Raw genomic sequence first — 15409 nt, 5'->3', positions numbered from 1 at the left:
ACTGTCGCAAGCGTAAACGCACGCGGGTGAGGTCGATCATCGCTCCGCCCGCATCCCGCAAACGCGCGGCAGCTAGTCACCATCGCATGAGCAATGCGGTCGCGTGCGGCACGAACATTGCCTTTTAAAACCGCTGGAAACCCAGGTGTTTCCGCGCATCGTTCTAATTCTTCCAGAGCGCAAACGAGCTCCGAAAAAAGCAAAAAGGCACCAATGTCAAAACTGAAGGCTTTCATTCCGGCGCTGTTCGCCCTCGCGCTGGCGGCGGCGCTGACGCCCGCGCATGCGGCCGGCAATCTCGTCGCGGTGCTTGAAGCGGAGATCGTCACTCTCGATCCGCATTTCTCCACGGCCTATATTTCGCGCACCTTCGGCTACATGGTGTTTGACACCCTGTTCGCGAAGGATTCCAAGGGCGACGTCAAGCCGCAGATGGTGCAGGACTGGAAGGTCTCAGCCGATGGCTTGACCTACAGCTTCACGCTGCGCGACGGCTTGAAGTGGCATGACGGCCAGCCGGTCACCGCGGCCGATTGCGTCGCGTCGCTGCGCCGCTGGGGCACCCGCAGCGCGCTCGGCCGTCGCATCTTCGCCATCACGGCGTCGCTGGAGCCGACGGATGCCAAGACGTTCGTGCTGACGTTGAAAGAGCCGTCCGGCCTTGTCATCGACGCGCTCGGCAACCCTGTCAGTCCGGTCGCCTTCATGATGCCTGAGCGCATCGCGAAAACGCCCGGCGACCAGCGCATCACCGAGATCGTCGGCTCCGGCCCGTTCGTCTACAGCAAGGCCGATCACCGCACCGGCGATCGCATGATCCTGAAGAAATTCGCCGACTATGTGCCGCGCCCGGAGCCGGCCGATTTCCTCGCCGGCGGCAAGCGCGTCAACGTCGACACGCTCGAGATCCGCGTCATTCCGGACGCTTCGACCGCCGCCTCCGCGTTGCAGGCCGGCGAAATCGACTTCATGCAATATGCGCCGTTCGATCTGTTGCCGCAGCTAGAGAAGAACGCGCGCGTCAAGCTCGTGAACTTTACCGGCGGCAACATGTTTGCGGGCGCCTATCGCCTCAATGCGGCGTCGAAGCCGTTCGACGATCCCGCGATCCGGCGCGTGCTGTGGAAGCTGGTCGATCAGCGCGAAGTGCTGGATGCGCTCGGCCTCGATGCCAAATACGCCACGCCTTGCGCGACGTTCTTTACCTGCGGCACCACCTATGAGAGCAAGGCTGACATCGAAGCTGCGGCCAATCCGTCGATCGAAGCGGCGAAGGCGGCGCTGAAGGCGACGAAATATGCCGGCGAGCCCGTCGTCGTGATGGAGGCCAACGATCTCGAAGCGCCGCGCGTCTCCGCGCAGGTGCTGGCCGAGCGGCTGAAGGCGGCCGGATTCAACGTCGACCTCCAGGTGATGGACTGGGCGAGCGTGCTGGCGCGTCGCGCCAAGAAGGAAGGCTGGAGCGTCTATGGCGTTCACGCCGGCGGCTTCGATCTGGGATCGCCGCTGACCAACGTCATGGTCGCCTTCAACTGCGCCGACTTCACCGGCTGGCAGTGCGATGCGCGCATCACGCCATTGATGGAAGCCTTCGCCAAGGCGCCGGCCGAAGCGGATCGCAAGAAGATTGCCGGAGAGATCCAGAGCGTCATGTACGATCAGGCGCCGGCGATTCCGTGGGGTCAGTTCGCCCAGCCGGCCGTCTATCGCGCCAGTCTGCGCGGTCTGATACCGTCCGCCATACCGGTGTTCTGGAACGTTGAGAAGTAACGCGATGTACGATGTCATTGTTGTCGGCGGCGGCTCGGCCGGCGCCGCTGTTGCGGCAAGGCTCTCCGAGGATCCGGCAAGGCGCATTCTGCTGCTCGAGGCGGGTCTCGACTGGCGCGCCGACGAGGCGCCCTGGGAGGTGATGACGCCGAACCCAATCCCGATCATTCACAAGCGCGAGTATCAGGAGAAATGGCAGTGGCCGCATCTGCTGACGCGCCGGGTGGCGGGGCAGGAGCCGCGCTTCTATTGGCGCGGCAAGGGGCTCGGTGGCTCATCGATGATGAACGGCCAGATCGCCATCCGCGGCGTTGCGGACGCATTCGACGAATGGGCCGCCAATGGCTGCACCGGTTGGTCAGCCAAGGACGTGATGCCGCTGTTCTCGGTGATCGAGGATGATCTGGAATTTGGCGAGACTGAAGGTCACGGCCGCGGCGGACCATTGCCGGTGTACCGTGCTCCGCCGGAGAAATGGGGGCCGATCGATCGCGGCTTGCGCGATGCGGCGCTGGCGAGCGGCTATCCCTGGTGCGCGGATGTCAACGGTCCGGACGGAGAGGGTGTCGCCTGTTATCCCATCAACAGCCGCGACAGTCGCCGCATCACCACCAACGAAGGTTATCTCGAGCCTGCGCGCGGTCGCACCAATCTGGAGATTCGGGGCAAAACGCTCGTCGACCGCGTGCTGATCAGCGACGGAAGGGCGACCGGTGTCCGCGTTCACATCGAGGGCCAGGGCACCAGCGAGATCAGCGCGCGCCAGATCGTGCTTTGCGCCGGCGCTATCCATAGTCCCGCGATCCTGCTGCGGTCGGGCGTTGGGCCCGCCGATGAGCTGAAGGCGATGGGAATTGCGGTTGAGCGCGACCTGCCGGTCGGCCGGCACTTCTTCGATCACCCGCTGTTTCGCGCAACGATCGGGCTCCACGAAAATCTCCGGCCCACCGATCCGGACACCCGCCACACCAATTGCTGCGTGACCTATTCCTCCGGCCTCGCCGACGGCGGCAAGCGCGACATGATCTTGATCGCCTTCAACCATCGCGGCATCGGCGTGCCCGGGGCGATCGGCGCCGGCCTCTTCAACGCCTATTCGCGTGGTACGTTGAAGTTGGCCTCGATCGATCCCGCCGTCGATCCGATCGTCGAGGAGAACATGCTGGCCGATCCCCGCGACATGCTGCGCATGAAGGATGCGGTGAAACGGCTGGCCGTGATCACCTCGCAGCCGGCGCTGGCCGGCATCTCCGACTGGATCAGGCTGACCGACACCGACCTCACGCTGCCGCAGGCCGCAGCCCTGCCGGATCACGAGCTCGACGCGCTGCTGCGCCGTGAAACTGGCGACATCCAGCATGCCGCTGGCAGTTGCCGCATGACCGGCGTCAACGACGCCAATGGCGTGGTCAATCCCGACGGCAGTGTGAAAGGCATCAGCGGGCTGCGCGTCGCCGACGCCTCGATCATGCCGTCCGATTGCCGGGCCAACACCCACTTCACGACTGTGGTGATTGGGGAAGCGATCGCGCGGATGATGATGCGGTAGTTCCACCGCGTTAAACCCACGCTTCTCACGGTCGGCTCAACTCCCGACGCTGCCGACCAGGCGAGGACGGCGGTGGGCGAGCGCTTTCTCGGCCGGCAGGGCGCGCAGCCATTCGCGGAAGCTGACGATCTCGGGACAATCCGCGGTGCCTTCAGGCGCAATCAGCCAATCACCGGGGCCCGATCCCTCATTGACCCGGTCGCAGCGATAGCCCGGATGGTGGCCGAGACCGCGGGCGATCAGCAGGTCGACCTTGCCCTCGACCAATTCGTGCAAGCCGGCGGGCTGAAGCACCCGCAAACCGATGTCCCCATGCGCGCTGCGAAACTCCGCCAATTCGAGGCGACGCAGGTCGAAGCTGCCATGGACTCCCAATTGCAGCAGCACCGCACCAGCCGGTTTCAATTGCGAGGTTGCATCCGCTATGCGGCGAAAGCCGTCGGATATCCCGGGCAGATAGGCCTGGCCTGCCGCGGTCAGGATGAGCTGCTTATGCAGCCGTTCGAACAGGGGTACGCCGAGACGCGCCTCCAGCGCTTTCACCTGCTGGCCTACGGCGGCGGGTGTTACGTGCAGCTCGTGCGCGGCCAGTTTGAAGCTGAGGTGCCGCGCGGCGGCTTCGAAGGCACGGAGCGCGTTGAGTGGCGGAAGGGTGTAGGTCATCGCACGGCAAGTTTGACACTGATCACCGGTGGCCTTGCAATAGATTTTCTTGCGCTGAAACGCAGGAATCATGCTTTGCGCCGCGGCGATGTTGCCGGATACGGTCAGCCCGCAATCCGGAGAACCCCATGCCCCGCCGACTGGACCATCTCGTCATTTGCGTCCACGATCTCGAACGAGCTGCGCTGGATTGGCGCAGACTGGGCTTCAACCTCACGCCGACCGGTGTGCATCCGTTTGGAACCAGCAACCGCCTTGCGCAATTCGCCGACAATTTCGTGGAGCTGCTGGCCGTCACTGATGAGGCGTTGGTGCCCGCAGCGACACCGGGCCATTTCAGCTTCGCGGCCCACAACCGGGAGTTTCTGACGCGGGCCGAAGGCATGTCGATGCTGGTCTTGCACAGCACCGACGCCCACGCCGATGCGGCACGCTTCAGGGCCGATCGCATCGGCGCCTACGCACCGTTCGATTTCGGCCGCGACGCGGTGCTGCCTGATGGAGGCACGGCACGCGTTGCATTCTCCCTGGCTTTCGCCACCGATCCCGCCATGCCCGGGATCGCGTTCTTCACCTGCCAGCAGCGTCACCCCCCGGAACTGTTTTGGAAGCCGGATTATCAGCGACACGCTAACGGCGTCCTTCGTGTGATCGAGGTCGTGATGTCGACGCCGGAGCCAGCGGCACACCGCGATTTCCTCGAGCGCCTCATGGAAGGCCCGGCCGAGCTTGCACCTGACCGCCTGACGGTCGGCGACAGCGACAACCGGATCACATTGCTCGGCCCCTCCGAACTGGCGCGCCGGTTGCCGGGCCTGGCGAACAGCTCTGCGCCGCGCTTTTCCGCTGCGCGTTTTTTGGTCGCCGATCTCGATGCGACGAGGCGGGCATTGGAAAGCAACGGCGTCAGCTTCGCGATGACCGGCGGCGTGCTGCTGATTCCACCCGTCGCCACGCATGGTCTGGCGCTGGAATTCGTCGAGCAGGAGGCAAACTGACGTGGCTCACATCCTCAACCACAATCCCGCAGCGGTCCACGCCCCCGCCGGTGGCTACAGCTTGGGAGTTGAACTCGGTCAGTATCGCCGCCTGCTGTTCACCAGCGGCCAGGTACCCGAGGCATCCGACGGCGCGGTGCCTGAAGGATTCGATGGAGATCGAGGCGATTGCTGCGGGATGAACCCGGCTCTCGCCGACCTAGCAAAGGGCCAATTGTGCCAGGTGTCCAATGACTGAGATCATCCATCCCTTTTACGAGACCCATCGCGCTGCAATGGAAGCCGCCATGCGCCATCGCCTCGATCTTGCCAAGGTGATGTTGCGCGAGCGCGCGCATCTCACCGATATTGACGGGATCAGGCAGGAGGTGATGGACGAATTCGAAATCGTGCTCACCCAGATGCCCTATGTCGGAGGCGCGGCAAGTCGCATGAGCGATTTCTTCATGCGTCTCATCGGCTTCATGGCCATCAGCCGCGTGCTCCGGCGACACGGCGTGCCGCTGTCCGTGATCGGCGACATCGAGCGGGAAACCTACAAGGCGCAATTGCTCACCGTATCAGGAGCGGAACGCCTCGCCTCGGGCCGTCAATTCATGTCGTCGGAAAACCAGACCTTGCTGCGCGAGCAAGCTACAAGAAGCCATCAGAAGGAGTTTTCGGAAGATTTCGTCTACGATTTCGTCGAGCCGGGCCCGGGTGACAACTTCGAATTCGGCATCGACTACAAGGCTTGCGGCTTTTGCAAATTCGCGGCTCGGCATGGCGACAAGGAGATCTTGCCGAACATTTGCGGGCTTGATTTCGACGCCTATGCAGCGAGCGGCATTCACCTGGAAAGGACGCAGACACTGGCTGGCGGCGCGAGCCACTGCAATTTCCGCTTCTCGCGCCTTCCGTCGGCCCAAGACGTCTAGATCACCCCCGCCAGTCGCAGCGCCACGCCCGCCGCGCAACTGCCCGCAAGTACCGTGATCATGCCGAGCTTGAAACGGAAGATCGCGGTCGCGGCCGCGATTGACAGCACGAGCGCCGGCACGTCGACGCTGGTGAGCACCGGCCTATCGAAGTTCAGTGGAAAGGCGTGCACCGGCACGGTCTCGCGGAACAGCGTGTGCAGCGCGAACCAGATCGAGAGGTTGAGGATCACGCCAACGACGGCGGCGGTGATCGCACTCAGCGCGCCGGCAAGTCCGGTATTGCCGCGCAGCCGTTCGATATAGGGGCCGCCGACGAAGATCCAGAGGAAGCAGGGCGTGAACGTGACCCAGGTCGCGAGCAATCCACCGAGCGTGGCCGCGAGCATCGGCGACAGGCCGCTCGCGTCGCGATAGGCCGCCATGAAGCCCACGAACTGGAGCACCATGATCAGCGGGCCCGGCGTGGTCTCGGCCATGCCGAGGCCGTCGAGCATCTCGTGCGGCTTCAGCCAGTGATAGTGCTCGACCGCCTGCTGCGCGACGTAGGCCAGCACGGCATAGGCGCCGCCGAAGGTGACCAGCGCCATCTTCGAGAAGAACAGCGCGATCTGGCTGAACACGCTGGCCTGCCCGAGGGTCAAGAGCAGCACGATCACCGGCACCAGCCACAGCGCAAGCCACAGCGTGCCGACGCGGATCGCGCGCGCGGTGTCCGGGCGAACGTGATCGGGCACGGCGTCGCCGAGCATGCTGTCGATCACGGCGCTGCTGCCGCCAGGGCCGTGACCGGCCGGGGCAAATTCCGGACGGCCCTGTTTGGCGCCGACATAACCGATCACGCCGGCGGCGATGATGATGATCGGGAAGGGGACCGCGAAGAAGAAGATCGCGACAAAGGCGATCGCAGCCAGAGCGATCATGATGCGGTTCTTCAGCGCGCGCTTGCCGACGCGCACCACGGCTTCGAGGACGATGGTGAGCACGGCCGCCTTCAGCCCGAAGAACAGCGCCTCGACAAAACTGACATTGCCGAAGGCGGCATAGACATAGCTCAATCCCATGATGGCGATGATGCCGGGCAGGATGAACAGGCCGCCGGCCATCAGCCCGCCGGCGGTGCGGTGCATCAGCCAGCCGATATAGGTCGCGAGCTGTTGCGCCTCCGGTCCCGGCAGCAGCATGCAATAATTCAACGCATGCAGAAAACGGCCTTCGGAGATCCAGTTCTTCTCCTCGACCAGGATGCGGTGCATCACCGCGATCTGGCCCGCGGGCCCGCCAAAACTCAGGCAGGCGACGCGGAACCAGACGCGGAAGGCTTCGCTGAAGCTGATGCCGTGACCGGCATCAGCTTCTCCTTGGGCAGTGCGCGTATCCATTACGCCTTCACCTTGTTGGTCGGCCAGTTGTGGGTCTCGGTGGTGGCATCGCGGCACCAGCGGTAGAAGGCGTCGTAGAGCAGCATGCCGGCCTCGAGCTGTTCGAGGTCGTCGTCATACATCCGCGACAGCCCGAGCGAGGCCGCGAGCAGGCCGGGCGCCTCCGGTGCGAGGTCGGGCCGCGCGGTGTCGGCGCCGCGCACCAGCGTGGCCAGCCGGAGCAGGGACGGTGTGGCGATCCCGAACTCCTCGACCATCACGTCGAAGGTGCAGAGCTCGCCGCGGTGGCTCCAGAACACGTTCTCGATGTCGAAGGGCGCTGCATTGAAGCGCTCTCCGACGGCGACCACTTCGGAGGGCGCGACGAACAGGAACACCGCGTTGGGATCGACGAAGCGGCGGATCAGCCAGGGGCAGGCGATGCGGTCGACCTTGGGTCGCGCCCGCGTCACCCAGACGGTGCGGCCTTTGGCGTCGCGCGGCGGCAGTTTTGCAGCATCGACCAGCGGCAGCTTTGCGTCCCTCCAGCCTTCGAATCCGCCTTCCAGCGTCTCGGCCTGTACGCCGAGCTGGCGGAGCCAGGCCGCGGTACCCTGCGCGAGCTTTGCGCCGCGCAGGCAGGAGACGATCGCGGAACGGCCCGCGAACTCGCCGCCCCAGTCCGGAACATTGTCATGGCTGAGCTTGATCGAGCCGGGAATCAGCCGCCGGTCGGCGGCAAAATCCTCGTCGGTGCGCACGTCGATCAGGGCAGGGGCGTTCGCCGTGCCGATCAGTCGTGCCAATTTGTCAGACGATATCGTTGTGTAGGAAGACATGATGCGCCCTCGTAAGAACAAACGGGACGCGATACTTGGGCATGTCGCCTCGTGGGGAGATCGCTCAAATCCCCATAAGCCTCATTACCACGAAATCGCGCCGGGCTGTCAATCGGCTCGTTTCATTGATTTTGCCCAGCGGCCCCGCAGGTCTATATTGCGGGTCAACGGACCGGACCTTTCGGAGATATTTCGATGCATTCCCATTCCATCGAACAATGGACCCACGACCACGCCTTTCTTGGCGACAAGCACGACGAGAACGAACGGCGCACCTGGCTGGTCGTGGTCCTGACGCTGGTCATGATGGTGGGCGAGATCGTCGCCGGCTCGCTGTTCGGCTCGATGGCGCTGCTCGCCGACGGCTGGCACATGGGTACGCATGCGGCGGCGCTCGGGATTGCCGCGTTCGCCTACCGCTTCGCGCGCCGGCATCTGGGGAACGCGCATTTCACCTTCGGAACCGGAAAGTTCGGCGACCTTGCCGCTTTCTCCAGCGCGATCATTCTAGGATTGATCGCGGTCGAGATCGCCTATGAGAGCGTGCTGCGGCTGTTCACGCCGGTGCCGATCGTTTATGGCGAGGCCGTCGCCGTGGCTGCGCTCGGGCTCTGCGTCAATCTCGCCAGCGCGTGGTTGCTGCGCGACAGCCATGATCATCACCATGGCCATGATCACGGCCATGCGCATCATGATCACGACGATCACGACCATGATCATCACCACCATCACCACGACAACAATCTTCGCGCGGCTTACGTCCACGTCATGGCCGATGCCGCAACCTCTGTGCTGGCGATCGGCGCGCTGCTTGTCGCGATGTATTCGGGATGGGTCTGGGCCGATCCGGCCGTCGGCCTGATCGGCAGCGCCGTGATAGCGAGCTGGGCGTTTGGCCTCGTCAAGAGCTCGGGCGCGGTGCTGCTCGACGTGCGTGCCGACGAGAAGCTGGAGCGCGCCATTCGCATGCGCATGGAGGTCGGTGACGACCGTGTCACCGATTTGCATCTCTGGCAGGTCGGGCCCGGCCATTGCGCCGTGCTGGTCTCAGTGGTGTCGGACCAGCCGAAACAGCCGGCCGTCTACAAGAAGCGCCTCGCCGGGTTGAAGGGCCTCAGCCACGTCACGGTCGAGGTCGAGACTTGCCCGCACTGACGTGATCGGCGGATGCGGAATTCTGCGGCGGCGCCGGGGTTGATCCTCGGTCGCAGCTTACCCAATTGCTTGCCAAGGAGAGACCAAGAATGATGCCCAGAATCAAGCTCGCTCTCGCTGTCGCCGTGCTCGCTTTGTCCGGCCATGCCGCCTTGGCACAGTCGGAGAAGACCGGTGTTGAAAAGCTCTACGTGCTGAACTGCGGGGAGGGCACCGCCGGAGACATCTCGCGCTGGACCCCGGGCCTGAACGAGGGCAAGACGATGGACTTCGTCGATACCTGCTACCTCATCAAGCACACACAGGGCTGGTTCCTGTGGGACACCGGCATCGCCGATTCCGTGGCTGCGATGCCGAACGGTCTTCCGCCCGCCGACCCCAAGGCGGTCACCTGGCGGCGGCCGAAGACGCTCGCGGCGCAGCTCGAGCAGATTGGCGTCAAGCCCTCCGACATCAAGACGATGGGCGTTTCGCATACGCATCCCGATCATATCGGCAATGTCGAGATGTTCCCGCAGGCGACCCTCTACGTGCAGAAGACCGAATATGACTGGCCCGGCGCCAACAACGAGCCGCGCTTCAAGCCCTCGCATCCCGTCGAGCTGCTGTCGGGCGACAAGGATGTGTTCGGCGACGGCAGCCTGACCATCCTGTCGACGCCCGGCCACACGCCGGGGCATCAATCACTGCTGGTGAAATTGCCGAAGACCGGCGCGGTCGTGCTGTCCGGCGATGCCGTTCATTTCAAGGACAACTGGGACAACCGCCGCGTCCCCAGCATGAACGCCAACAAGGAGCAGAGCGCGGCCTCGATGCAGAAAATCGCCGACACGCTCGACAAGGCGAAGGGGCAGCTCTGGATCAACCACGACAAGGCCCAGCGCGACAGCCAGAAGATGTCGCCGGAGTTTTACGACTAGCTTTCCGAGACGCCCCTGTTGCCACTACGGTGGCAGCAGGAGCGTGCTAGGCGCCCGCAACAGGCTCCGCGACAGGAGACGATTGTGGGGGAGTGGCTCGGGGTTGCGATCGCGCTGGCATCGAGCAGCCTCGGCGGCACCGCTGCGGCGATCACCCGCTATCTCGTCGGCGGCGCCGATCCTGTGCTGCTTGCGATCCTGCGCTGGGGGATCGGTTTCCTCTGTCTGTTGCCTTGCGCACTGCTGCTCCGCGTGCGCTGGCCGCAGCGGTCCGACTGGCCGGCCGTGATGCTGCTCGGCATCTGCTTCTTCGGGCTGTTTTTTATCCTCTACAACATCGCGGTGTCTTATACGACCGCTGCGCGCGCCAGTCTCGCGCTGGCGACGCTGCCGCTGCACACCATGGTGGTCGGCGCGCTGCTCGGCGTCGAGCGACTGACGGCGCGCAAGGTCACGGGCGTCGGCATCGCCGTGCTCGGCGTGGCGGCGGCGCTGGCGGCCGGCCTGGCGCAGAGCCCGCCCGGCGCCTGGCGCGGCGAACTGATTATGACCGGGGCGGTGTTCTGCATGGCGTTCTACAACGTGCTGTCGCGTCCGCTGATGCAGCGCTCGAGCCCCCTCGGCTTTCTCACGGTCGGTATGGGTGCGGGTGCAGGCGTGCTGGTGCTGGTGGGTCTATTGAAGGGCAGCTTTGCGGCGCTCGATCATTTCACGACGGCGCAGTGGATCGCCGGTATCTATCTCGGCGTCGGCGGCGGCGCGCTCGCCTTCATCCTCTGGGTCATGGCGCTGGCGCGCGCGACGCCGACCCGGGTCGCCAATACCATGACGGTAAATCCGATCGCGGCCACCTTGTTGGCGGCGTTGCTGATCGGCGAGCCGATCACGCCGAATCTTCTGATCGGATTGGTTGCAGTGTTCGCCGGCATCTGGATCGCGACCGGCGAAACGAAGACGGCCTAGCTTTTCGGTGCGGTGACCTGCGGCGGGCCGCCCTCCGGCGTCTTCTTCGGCTTCAGTGTGCCGGCATAGAACGAGAGCAGCCACACCAGCATGATGGCGAGGAGATAGACACCCCAGGCCTGCGGCGGCGTCATCACCCAGCGCAGGAGGCCTTTGAACGTGCGGGGCGGGCTTGTGTCTTCGCTCATGGCTCGCTTGTGCGCGAAAGCTGCCGCGCGGTCAATCCGACGGCTGCTCGGCGCGGATCAGGAACAGGGCGGCCAGCGCCGAGAGGCTGAGCGCGGACGAGACCATCAGCACCTTGGCCCCCATGACGTCGATGAGCAGGCCGAACGCCAGCGGCGCCACCGCTTGCGCCATCCGCGCCGGCGCGCCGATGATTCCGAGGCGGTAGCCGAAATCCTTTGGGCCAAAGATCGACAGCGGCAGCGTGCCGCGCGCGATCGTCAAAATGCCGTTGCCGGAGCCGTGGAGCAATGCAAAGGCACTCGCGGCGGTCGCGCCGAAGATGGCGACGACCGCCGCTCCGAGCGGGTGGGTGAGGCAGGCGAGGCGCGTCGACCACAGCGGATGGAAGCGGGAGAGAACGCTCGCTTCAAGGATGCGCGCGATCACCTGCGCCGGGCCGATCAGCGCGCCGGCCGCGATCGCCTCGACATGCGTCGCGCCCATTGTTTCCAGGATGCGCGGGAAATGCACGGCCATCGCGCCGGTGACGGTCCAGACCGCGGCAAAGACGAAGGCGAGCAGGATCATGGTGCGGTCGAGCGGCAAATGCGGCTTGTCTGCCGTCGCCGCCGCCTCCTTCGCGCCCTTGATCGCCGGCAGCATGAAGAAGTTGAGGGGCAGGCCGATCAGGATGTTGGCGGCGGCCCAGGCGAAACAGGTGTCGCGCCAGCCGATATGGGCCAGCCCCCAGGCGGTGAGCGGCCAGCCGACGGTCGAGGCAAAGCCCGCCATCAGCGTAATGCCGGTGATCGAGCCGCGCGCCTCGGCGCCGTAGATGCGGCCAAGCGCTGCGAAGGCGGCATCGTAGAGGCCCATCGCCATGCCGAGGCCGAGCACGAGCCAGGCGATCGCCATCACCGTCACCGATTGCGAGATGCCGAGCAGCACGAGGCCGGCAGCAATCGTCAGGCTCGAGGCCGACAGCACCTGCCGGCCGCCGACGAGATCGATCTGCCGTCCGATCCGCGGGCCGAGCAGCGCGGAGATCACGAGCGAGGCCGAGAAGGCGCCAAAGATCCAGTTGGAGGAGACGCCGAGATCGCGCGCCATCGGATCGGCGAGCAGGGCCGGCAGATAATAGCTGGAGGCCCAGGCCAGGGTCTGCGTGGTGCCGAGCGCCAGGATGATCGGAAGCTGGCGCTGGCTCATATCCCGGTGTTTCTGGTCGTCGGTGTCATCGGTTGCATTTGCGGCCCGCAGCGCGTGCGCGTCAACAGCGTCGGCGACATATTCGATCTGCTGCGAGCGGGAGCCTTGGTTGCGCAACGACCGCCCGCGGCCTTTCGCTCGTCACGAATGCACGCCATAATGGCGTATGCAATTGACCTCGCGCCTCGCGCTGATGAACTGGCTGACCGGCCAGGGGCTCACGGGCCTTCCCGAAAACGAGCTGCTCCGCGGCTTCTGCGAGCGGTGCCGCGCCGAGGGGCTGGAACTCTCGCGTGGGCTGCTCGTCATCGACACGCTGCACCCGATCTACGAAGGCCGCGGCTTCCGCTGGAGCGACCGTCCCAGCAACGAGAGCGATTTGTTCGAATACCGCTCGACCGCCGAAGGCGATGCGGCCGAGAACTGGCGCCGCTCGGTGTTCTTCCACATGCTCGAGCACGGCCACGACGAAATGGTGATCGATCTCGCCGATGCGCCGTCGATGGATTTTTCGCAGCTCGGCGAGCTCGCCGAAAAGGGCCACAAGCATTATCTCGCCTTCGTCCATCGCTTCGGCGAGAACGGCGCGCTCGGACTGATGGACTGCCTCTATTCCTGCTGGACCACGCGCCGCGACAGCGGCTTTTCCGAGTCGGAACTCGTCGCGTTGCGCGATCTCGTGCCGGTGCTGGGGCTCGCAATCAAGTCGGCGCAGCAGGTCGACATCGCGCGCACGCTCGGCCGCGTCTATCTCGGGCGCGGCGCCTCCGAGCAGGTTTTGGGCGGCCGCATCTCGCGTGGCGTTACCGAGCGCATCAACGCCGTGCTGTGGTATTCGGATTTGCGTGGCTCGACCGGGATCAGCGAAAGCATCGGCCCCGACGAGATCATCCCTTTCCTCAACGACTATGCGCAGGCCGTGATCGACGCGATCCACGACGCCGGCGGCGACGTGCTGAAACTGATCGGCGACGGCGTGCTGGCGATGTTCACCGGCGAGGACATGGCGCACGCGCGCCGCGCCGCGTTGCGCGCTGAGCACCTGTCCCGCAAGAACGTTGCCGAGCTGAACGCGCGCCGGACGACCGATGGGCGGCCGATCACGTCGGCCTATATCGGCCTGCATGTCGGCGAGGTCTTTTACGGAAATATCGGCAGCGAGGACCGGCTCGACTTCACCGTGGTCGGCCCGACCGTCAATGAGGTCAGCCGCATCGCCTCGATGAGCCGCTCGGTTGACCGTGAGCTGCTGGCATCGGCCGAGTTCTACAAGGGCCTCGACGCCGCCGGTCGCCGCTATCTCGTTTCCACCGGCCGCTACGCGCTGCGCGGCATCGGCCGCGCGCAGGATCTCTACACGCTCGATCCGGAAGTCGATAGCAGCGAGCCGGTGACGGGGAGTTACGAGCGGTATCTGGCGGGCTAGCCTCGCTGTTCCCGCATCGTCGTCCTGGCGAAAGCCAGGACCCATAACCACCGACTGTAGTTTTGCGAAGATTCGTGGTTGGCAGCTTCGCGCGACAACTTCTCCTTGGGGTAATGGGTCCTGGCTTTCGCCAGGACGACTGCGGAGAGCGCGATTAACACCGCGCCGCCGCGCCCGCGCCGTCCCCCACCATGTCCGGCTGCCGATCCAATGCCACCGCAGGCGAGAGCCAGATCACCAGCGCCTGCACGCCGAACACGGCGGCCGCGAGATAGAGGCAAGCTTCCGCACTGTAGAAGCCACCGACGATGGCACCGAGCGCCGAGCCGAGCGGGCGGGCGCCGTAGCTCATGATGTTGATGGCGGAGACGCGCCCCAACAGCCGCGGCGGCGTCACCGACTGACGCAGCGTCGTGGTCGAGATTACCCACAGGATCGGCCCAACGCCGAGCAGGAAGAAGCTTAAGGCCGCGAGCCAGGGCGATGGCACCAGCACCGTCAGCGCCATCACAACCGCGGCGACGAAGCCGGTGACCGGGCCGAGGCCGACCACGGTGCCGAAGGCGATGCGCTTCATCACGCGGGTTGCGAGCAGCGCGCCGATCACCATGCCGACGCCGTACATCGTCAGCACGGTGCCGACACCGGCCGCCGTCAGGCCGAGATGGCGCACGGCGTAGGGTACGAACACCGCGATCTGCAAGAACCATCCGGTGTTGAAGATGAACTGGGTGATGAACACCGGCCGCAGCAGCGGGTGGTGGAAGACAAACGCCGCGCCCTCGCGGATGTCCTGGAACGGATGGCGCCGCGGCGTCGGGGCGCGCGCCGGCTCGTAGATGCCGGAAAGCAGCACCACGGCGATGGCCGAAAGCGCGGCGGCAAAGCCGAAGGCGGGGCTCGCGCCCCACCAGCCGACCAACACGCCGCCCACAGCAGGGCCACTGGCAAAGGCGATGGTGCGCGCGAGTTCAATCCGCGCATTGGCAGCCGGCAACAGGTCCGAACTCACCAGCGAGGGCACCAGCGCCGGCGCAGCCACGCTGTAGACGACGGTGCCGCACACAGCCGCAAAGCCAAGCAGCGCCAACATCGAGAGATTGAGCGCGCCGAGCGCGAGCAGCAGCACGATTGCCGCGAGGGCTGCGGCCCGCAGCGCTTCGGCGCCCGCCATCAGCGCGCGGCGCGAGATGCGGTCGGCGAGCAGGCCGGCCGGAATGGCGAACAGCACGAAGGGCAAGGTGAGGGCGGTCTGTAGCAGGCCGGTCTGGCCTTCGGCGCCGCCGAGCGTCAGCACGGCGACGATAGGGGCTGCGGCCAGCGCGATCTGCTCGGCCGATTGCGCCGCGAGGTTGGACCAGGCCAGGCGATTGAACGTATCGGGGAGGCGGGGCGTCGTTGACATGGCTCATTTCCTGCAAAGTCGAATTCGCGCCAGTATCCGCCTCTGGGGACGGCCAAACCCACCCGC

15 protein-coding genes are annotated in these 15409 nt (G+C 65.3%); 9 read left to right on the top strand and 6 right to left on the bottom strand.

Annotated features, from left to right (window positions below; translation table 11 throughout):
- Positions 1 to 213: 213 nt before the first annotated feature.
- Both UB31_RS21545 and UB31_RS21540 read left to right on the top strand, forming a co-directional pair.
- Complete coding sequence (locus tag UB31_RS21545; RefSeq protein WP_045007989.1) at positions 214 to 1770, top strand: ABC transporter substrate-binding protein; 1557 nt, start codon at positions 214 to 216, stop codon at positions 1768 to 1770.
- 4 nt (positions 1771 to 1774) lie between these two features.
- Positions 1775 to 3319 carry a GMC family oxidoreductase gene (locus UB31_RS21540; protein WP_045012318.1) on the top strand — a complete coding sequence of 515 codons (1545 nt, stop codon included), beginning with the start codon at positions 1775 to 1777 and terminating at the stop codon, positions 3317 to 3319.
- A gap of 36 nt (positions 3320 to 3355) precedes the next feature.
- Here the strand turns inward: UB31_RS21540 and UB31_RS21535 are convergent, their stop codons facing one another.
- Positions 3356 to 3982, bottom strand: coding sequence for a LysR family transcriptional regulator (locus UB31_RS21535; RefSeq protein WP_045012392.1), 627 nt, complete (start codon positions 3980 to 3982; stop codon positions 3356 to 3358).
- Between the two features lie 128 nt (positions 3983 to 4110).
- Between UB31_RS21535 and UB31_RS21530 the strand changes: the two genes are divergently transcribed.
- Genes UB31_RS21530 through UB31_RS21520 form a run of 3 tightly spaced genes read left to right on the top strand, consistent with a single transcriptional unit; the run spans position 4111 to position 5897 of the window.
- Complete coding sequence (locus tag UB31_RS21530) at positions 4111 to 4980, top strand: VOC family protein (protein WP_045007987.1); 870 nt, start codon at positions 4111 to 4113, stop codon at positions 4978 to 4980.
- 1 nt (position 4981) lies between these two features.
- Positions 4982 to 5218, top strand: a complete 237-nt coding sequence (locus UB31_RS42610) for a hypothetical protein (RefSeq protein WP_245306040.1) — start codon at positions 4982 to 4984, stop codon at positions 5216 to 5218.
- Positions 5211 to 5897: an L-2-amino-thiazoline-4-carboxylic acid hydrolase gene (locus UB31_RS21520; protein ID WP_045012317.1), complete on the top strand. Its 687-nt coding sequence runs from the start codon at positions 5211 to 5213 to the stop codon at positions 5895 to 5897. The genes UB31_RS42610 and UB31_RS21520 overlap by 8 nt, the downstream gene beginning before the upstream one ends.
- Here UB31_RS21520 and chrA read toward each other — a convergent pair.
- Positions 5894 to 7279, bottom strand: a complete 1386-nt coding sequence (gene chrA, locus UB31_RS21515; RefSeq protein WP_045012316.1) for a chromate efflux transporter — start codon at positions 7277 to 7279, stop codon at positions 5894 to 5896. The genes UB31_RS21520 and chrA overlap by 4 nt on opposite strands.
- On the bottom strand, positions 7279 to 8097 hold the full coding sequence (locus UB31_RS21510) for a chromate resistance protein ChrB domain-containing protein (protein WP_045012315.1): 819 nt from the start codon (positions 8095 to 8097) through the stop codon (positions 7279 to 7281). The genes chrA and UB31_RS21510 overlap by 1 nt, the downstream gene beginning before the upstream one ends.
- Before the next feature lie 195 nt (positions 8098 to 8292).
- On the opposite strand from UB31_RS21510, the gene dmeF reads away from it, so the two are divergent.
- The 3 genes from dmeF (at position 8293) to UB31_RS21495 (ending at position 11135) form a co-directional block, all read left to right on the top strand.
- Positions 8293 to 9252, top strand: a complete 960-nt coding sequence (gene dmeF, locus UB31_RS21505; RefSeq protein ID WP_045007983.1) for a CDF family Co(II)/Ni(II) efflux transporter DmeF — start codon at positions 8293 to 8295, stop codon at positions 9250 to 9252.
- A gap of 89 nt (positions 9253 to 9341) precedes the next feature.
- The gene (locus tag UB31_RS21500; protein WP_045012314.1) at positions 9342 to 10172 is read left to right on the top strand and encodes an N-acyl homoserine lactonase family protein; all 831 of its coding nucleotides are present in this window, start codon (positions 9342 to 9344) and stop codon (positions 10170 to 10172) included.
- 84 nt (positions 10173 to 10256) lie between these two features.
- On the top strand, positions 10257 to 11135 hold the full coding sequence (locus UB31_RS21495) for a DMT family transporter (protein ID WP_045012313.1): 879 nt from the start codon (positions 10257 to 10259) through the stop codon (positions 11133 to 11135).
- Here the strand turns inward: UB31_RS21495 and UB31_RS21490 are convergent.
- A complete protein-coding gene (locus UB31_RS21490; RefSeq protein WP_045012312.1) occupies positions 11132 to 11323 on the bottom strand; it encodes a hypothetical protein in 192 nt (63 codons plus the stop codon). The two genes, UB31_RS21495 and UB31_RS21490, sit on opposite strands and share 4 nt — an antisense overlap.
- A 31-nt stretch (positions 11324 to 11354) precedes the next feature.
- Positions 11355 to 12512, bottom strand: a complete 1158-nt coding sequence (locus tag UB31_RS21485; protein ID WP_045012390.1) for an MFS transporter — start codon at positions 12510 to 12512, stop codon at positions 11355 to 11357.
- 166 nt (positions 12513 to 12678) lie between these two features.
- Between UB31_RS21485 and UB31_RS21480 the strand changes: the two genes are divergently transcribed.
- Positions 12679 to 13938: an adenylate/guanylate cyclase domain-containing protein gene (locus UB31_RS21480; protein ID WP_045012311.1), complete on the top strand. Its 1260-nt coding sequence runs from the start codon at positions 12679 to 12681 to the stop codon at positions 13936 to 13938.
- Between the two features lie 154 nt (positions 13939 to 14092).
- Here UB31_RS21480 and UB31_RS21475 read toward each other — a convergent pair whose 3' ends face one another.
- Positions 14093 to 15343, bottom strand: coding sequence for an MFS transporter (locus UB31_RS21475; RefSeq protein WP_045012310.1), 1251 nt, complete (start codon positions 15341 to 15343; stop codon positions 14093 to 14095).
- Positions 15344 to 15409 lie beyond the last annotated feature (66 nt).

The sequence above is a fragment of the Bradyrhizobium sp. LTSP849 genome (genome assembly GCF_000938255.1).
GTDB lineage: Bacteria > Pseudomonadota > Alphaproteobacteria > Rhizobiales > Xanthobacteraceae > Bradyrhizobium.
The sequence above is the reverse complement of the archived record's forward strand: the minus strand, read 5'-3'. Positions and strand labels throughout refer to the sequence as shown.

Excerpts from the sequence above, each read along its gene's own strand:
- UB31_RS21475 (WP_045012310.1), bottom strand. The coding sequence starts at position 15,343 with ATGTCAACGACGCCCCGCCTCCCCGATACGTTCAATCGCCTGGCCTGG.
- UB31_RS21510 (WP_045012315.1), bottom strand. The coding sequence starts at position 8,097 with ATGTCTTCCTACACAACGATATCGTCTGACAAATTGGCACGACTGATC.
- UB31_RS21535 (WP_045012392.1), bottom strand. The coding sequence starts at position 3,982 with ATGACCTACACCCTTCCGCCACTCAACGCGCTCCGTGCCTTCGAAGCC.
- UB31_RS21490 (WP_045012312.1), bottom strand. The coding sequence starts at position 11,323 with ATGAGCGAAGACACAAGCCCGCCCCGCACGTTCAAAGGCCTCCTGCGC.
- UB31_RS21530 (WP_045007987.1), top strand. The coding sequence starts at position 4,111 with ATGCCCCGCCGACTGGACCATCTCGTCATTTGCGTCCACGATCTCGAA.
- UB31_RS21480 (WP_045012311.1), top strand. The coding sequence starts at position 12,679 with ATGCAATTGACCTCGCGCCTCGCGCTGATGAACTGGCTGACCGGCCAG.
- UB31_RS21520 (WP_045012317.1), top strand. The coding sequence starts at position 5,211 with ATGACTGAGATCATCCATCCCTTTTACGAGACCCATCGCGCTGCAATG.
- dmeF (WP_045007983.1), top strand. The coding sequence starts at position 8,293 with ATGCATTCCCATTCCATCGAACAATGGACCCACGACCACGCCTTTCTT.
- UB31_RS21500 (WP_045012314.1), top strand. The coding sequence starts at position 9,342 with ATGATGCCCAGAATCAAGCTCGCTCTCGCTGTCGCCGTGCTCGCTTTG.
- UB31_RS21485 (WP_045012390.1), bottom strand. The coding sequence starts at position 12,512 with ATGAGCCAGCGCCAGCTTCCGATCATCCTGGCGCTCGGCACCACGCAG.
- UB31_RS21540 (WP_045012318.1), top strand. The coding sequence starts at position 1,775 with ATGTACGATGTCATTGTTGTCGGCGGCGGCTCGGCCGGCGCCGCTGTT.
- UB31_RS21545 (WP_045007989.1), top strand. The coding sequence starts at position 214 with ATGTCAAAACTGAAGGCTTTCATTCCGGCGCTGTTCGCCCTCGCGCTG.
- chrA (WP_045012316.1), bottom strand. The coding sequence starts at position 7,279 with ATGGATACGCGCACTGCCCAAGGAGAAGCTGATGCCGGTCACGGCATC.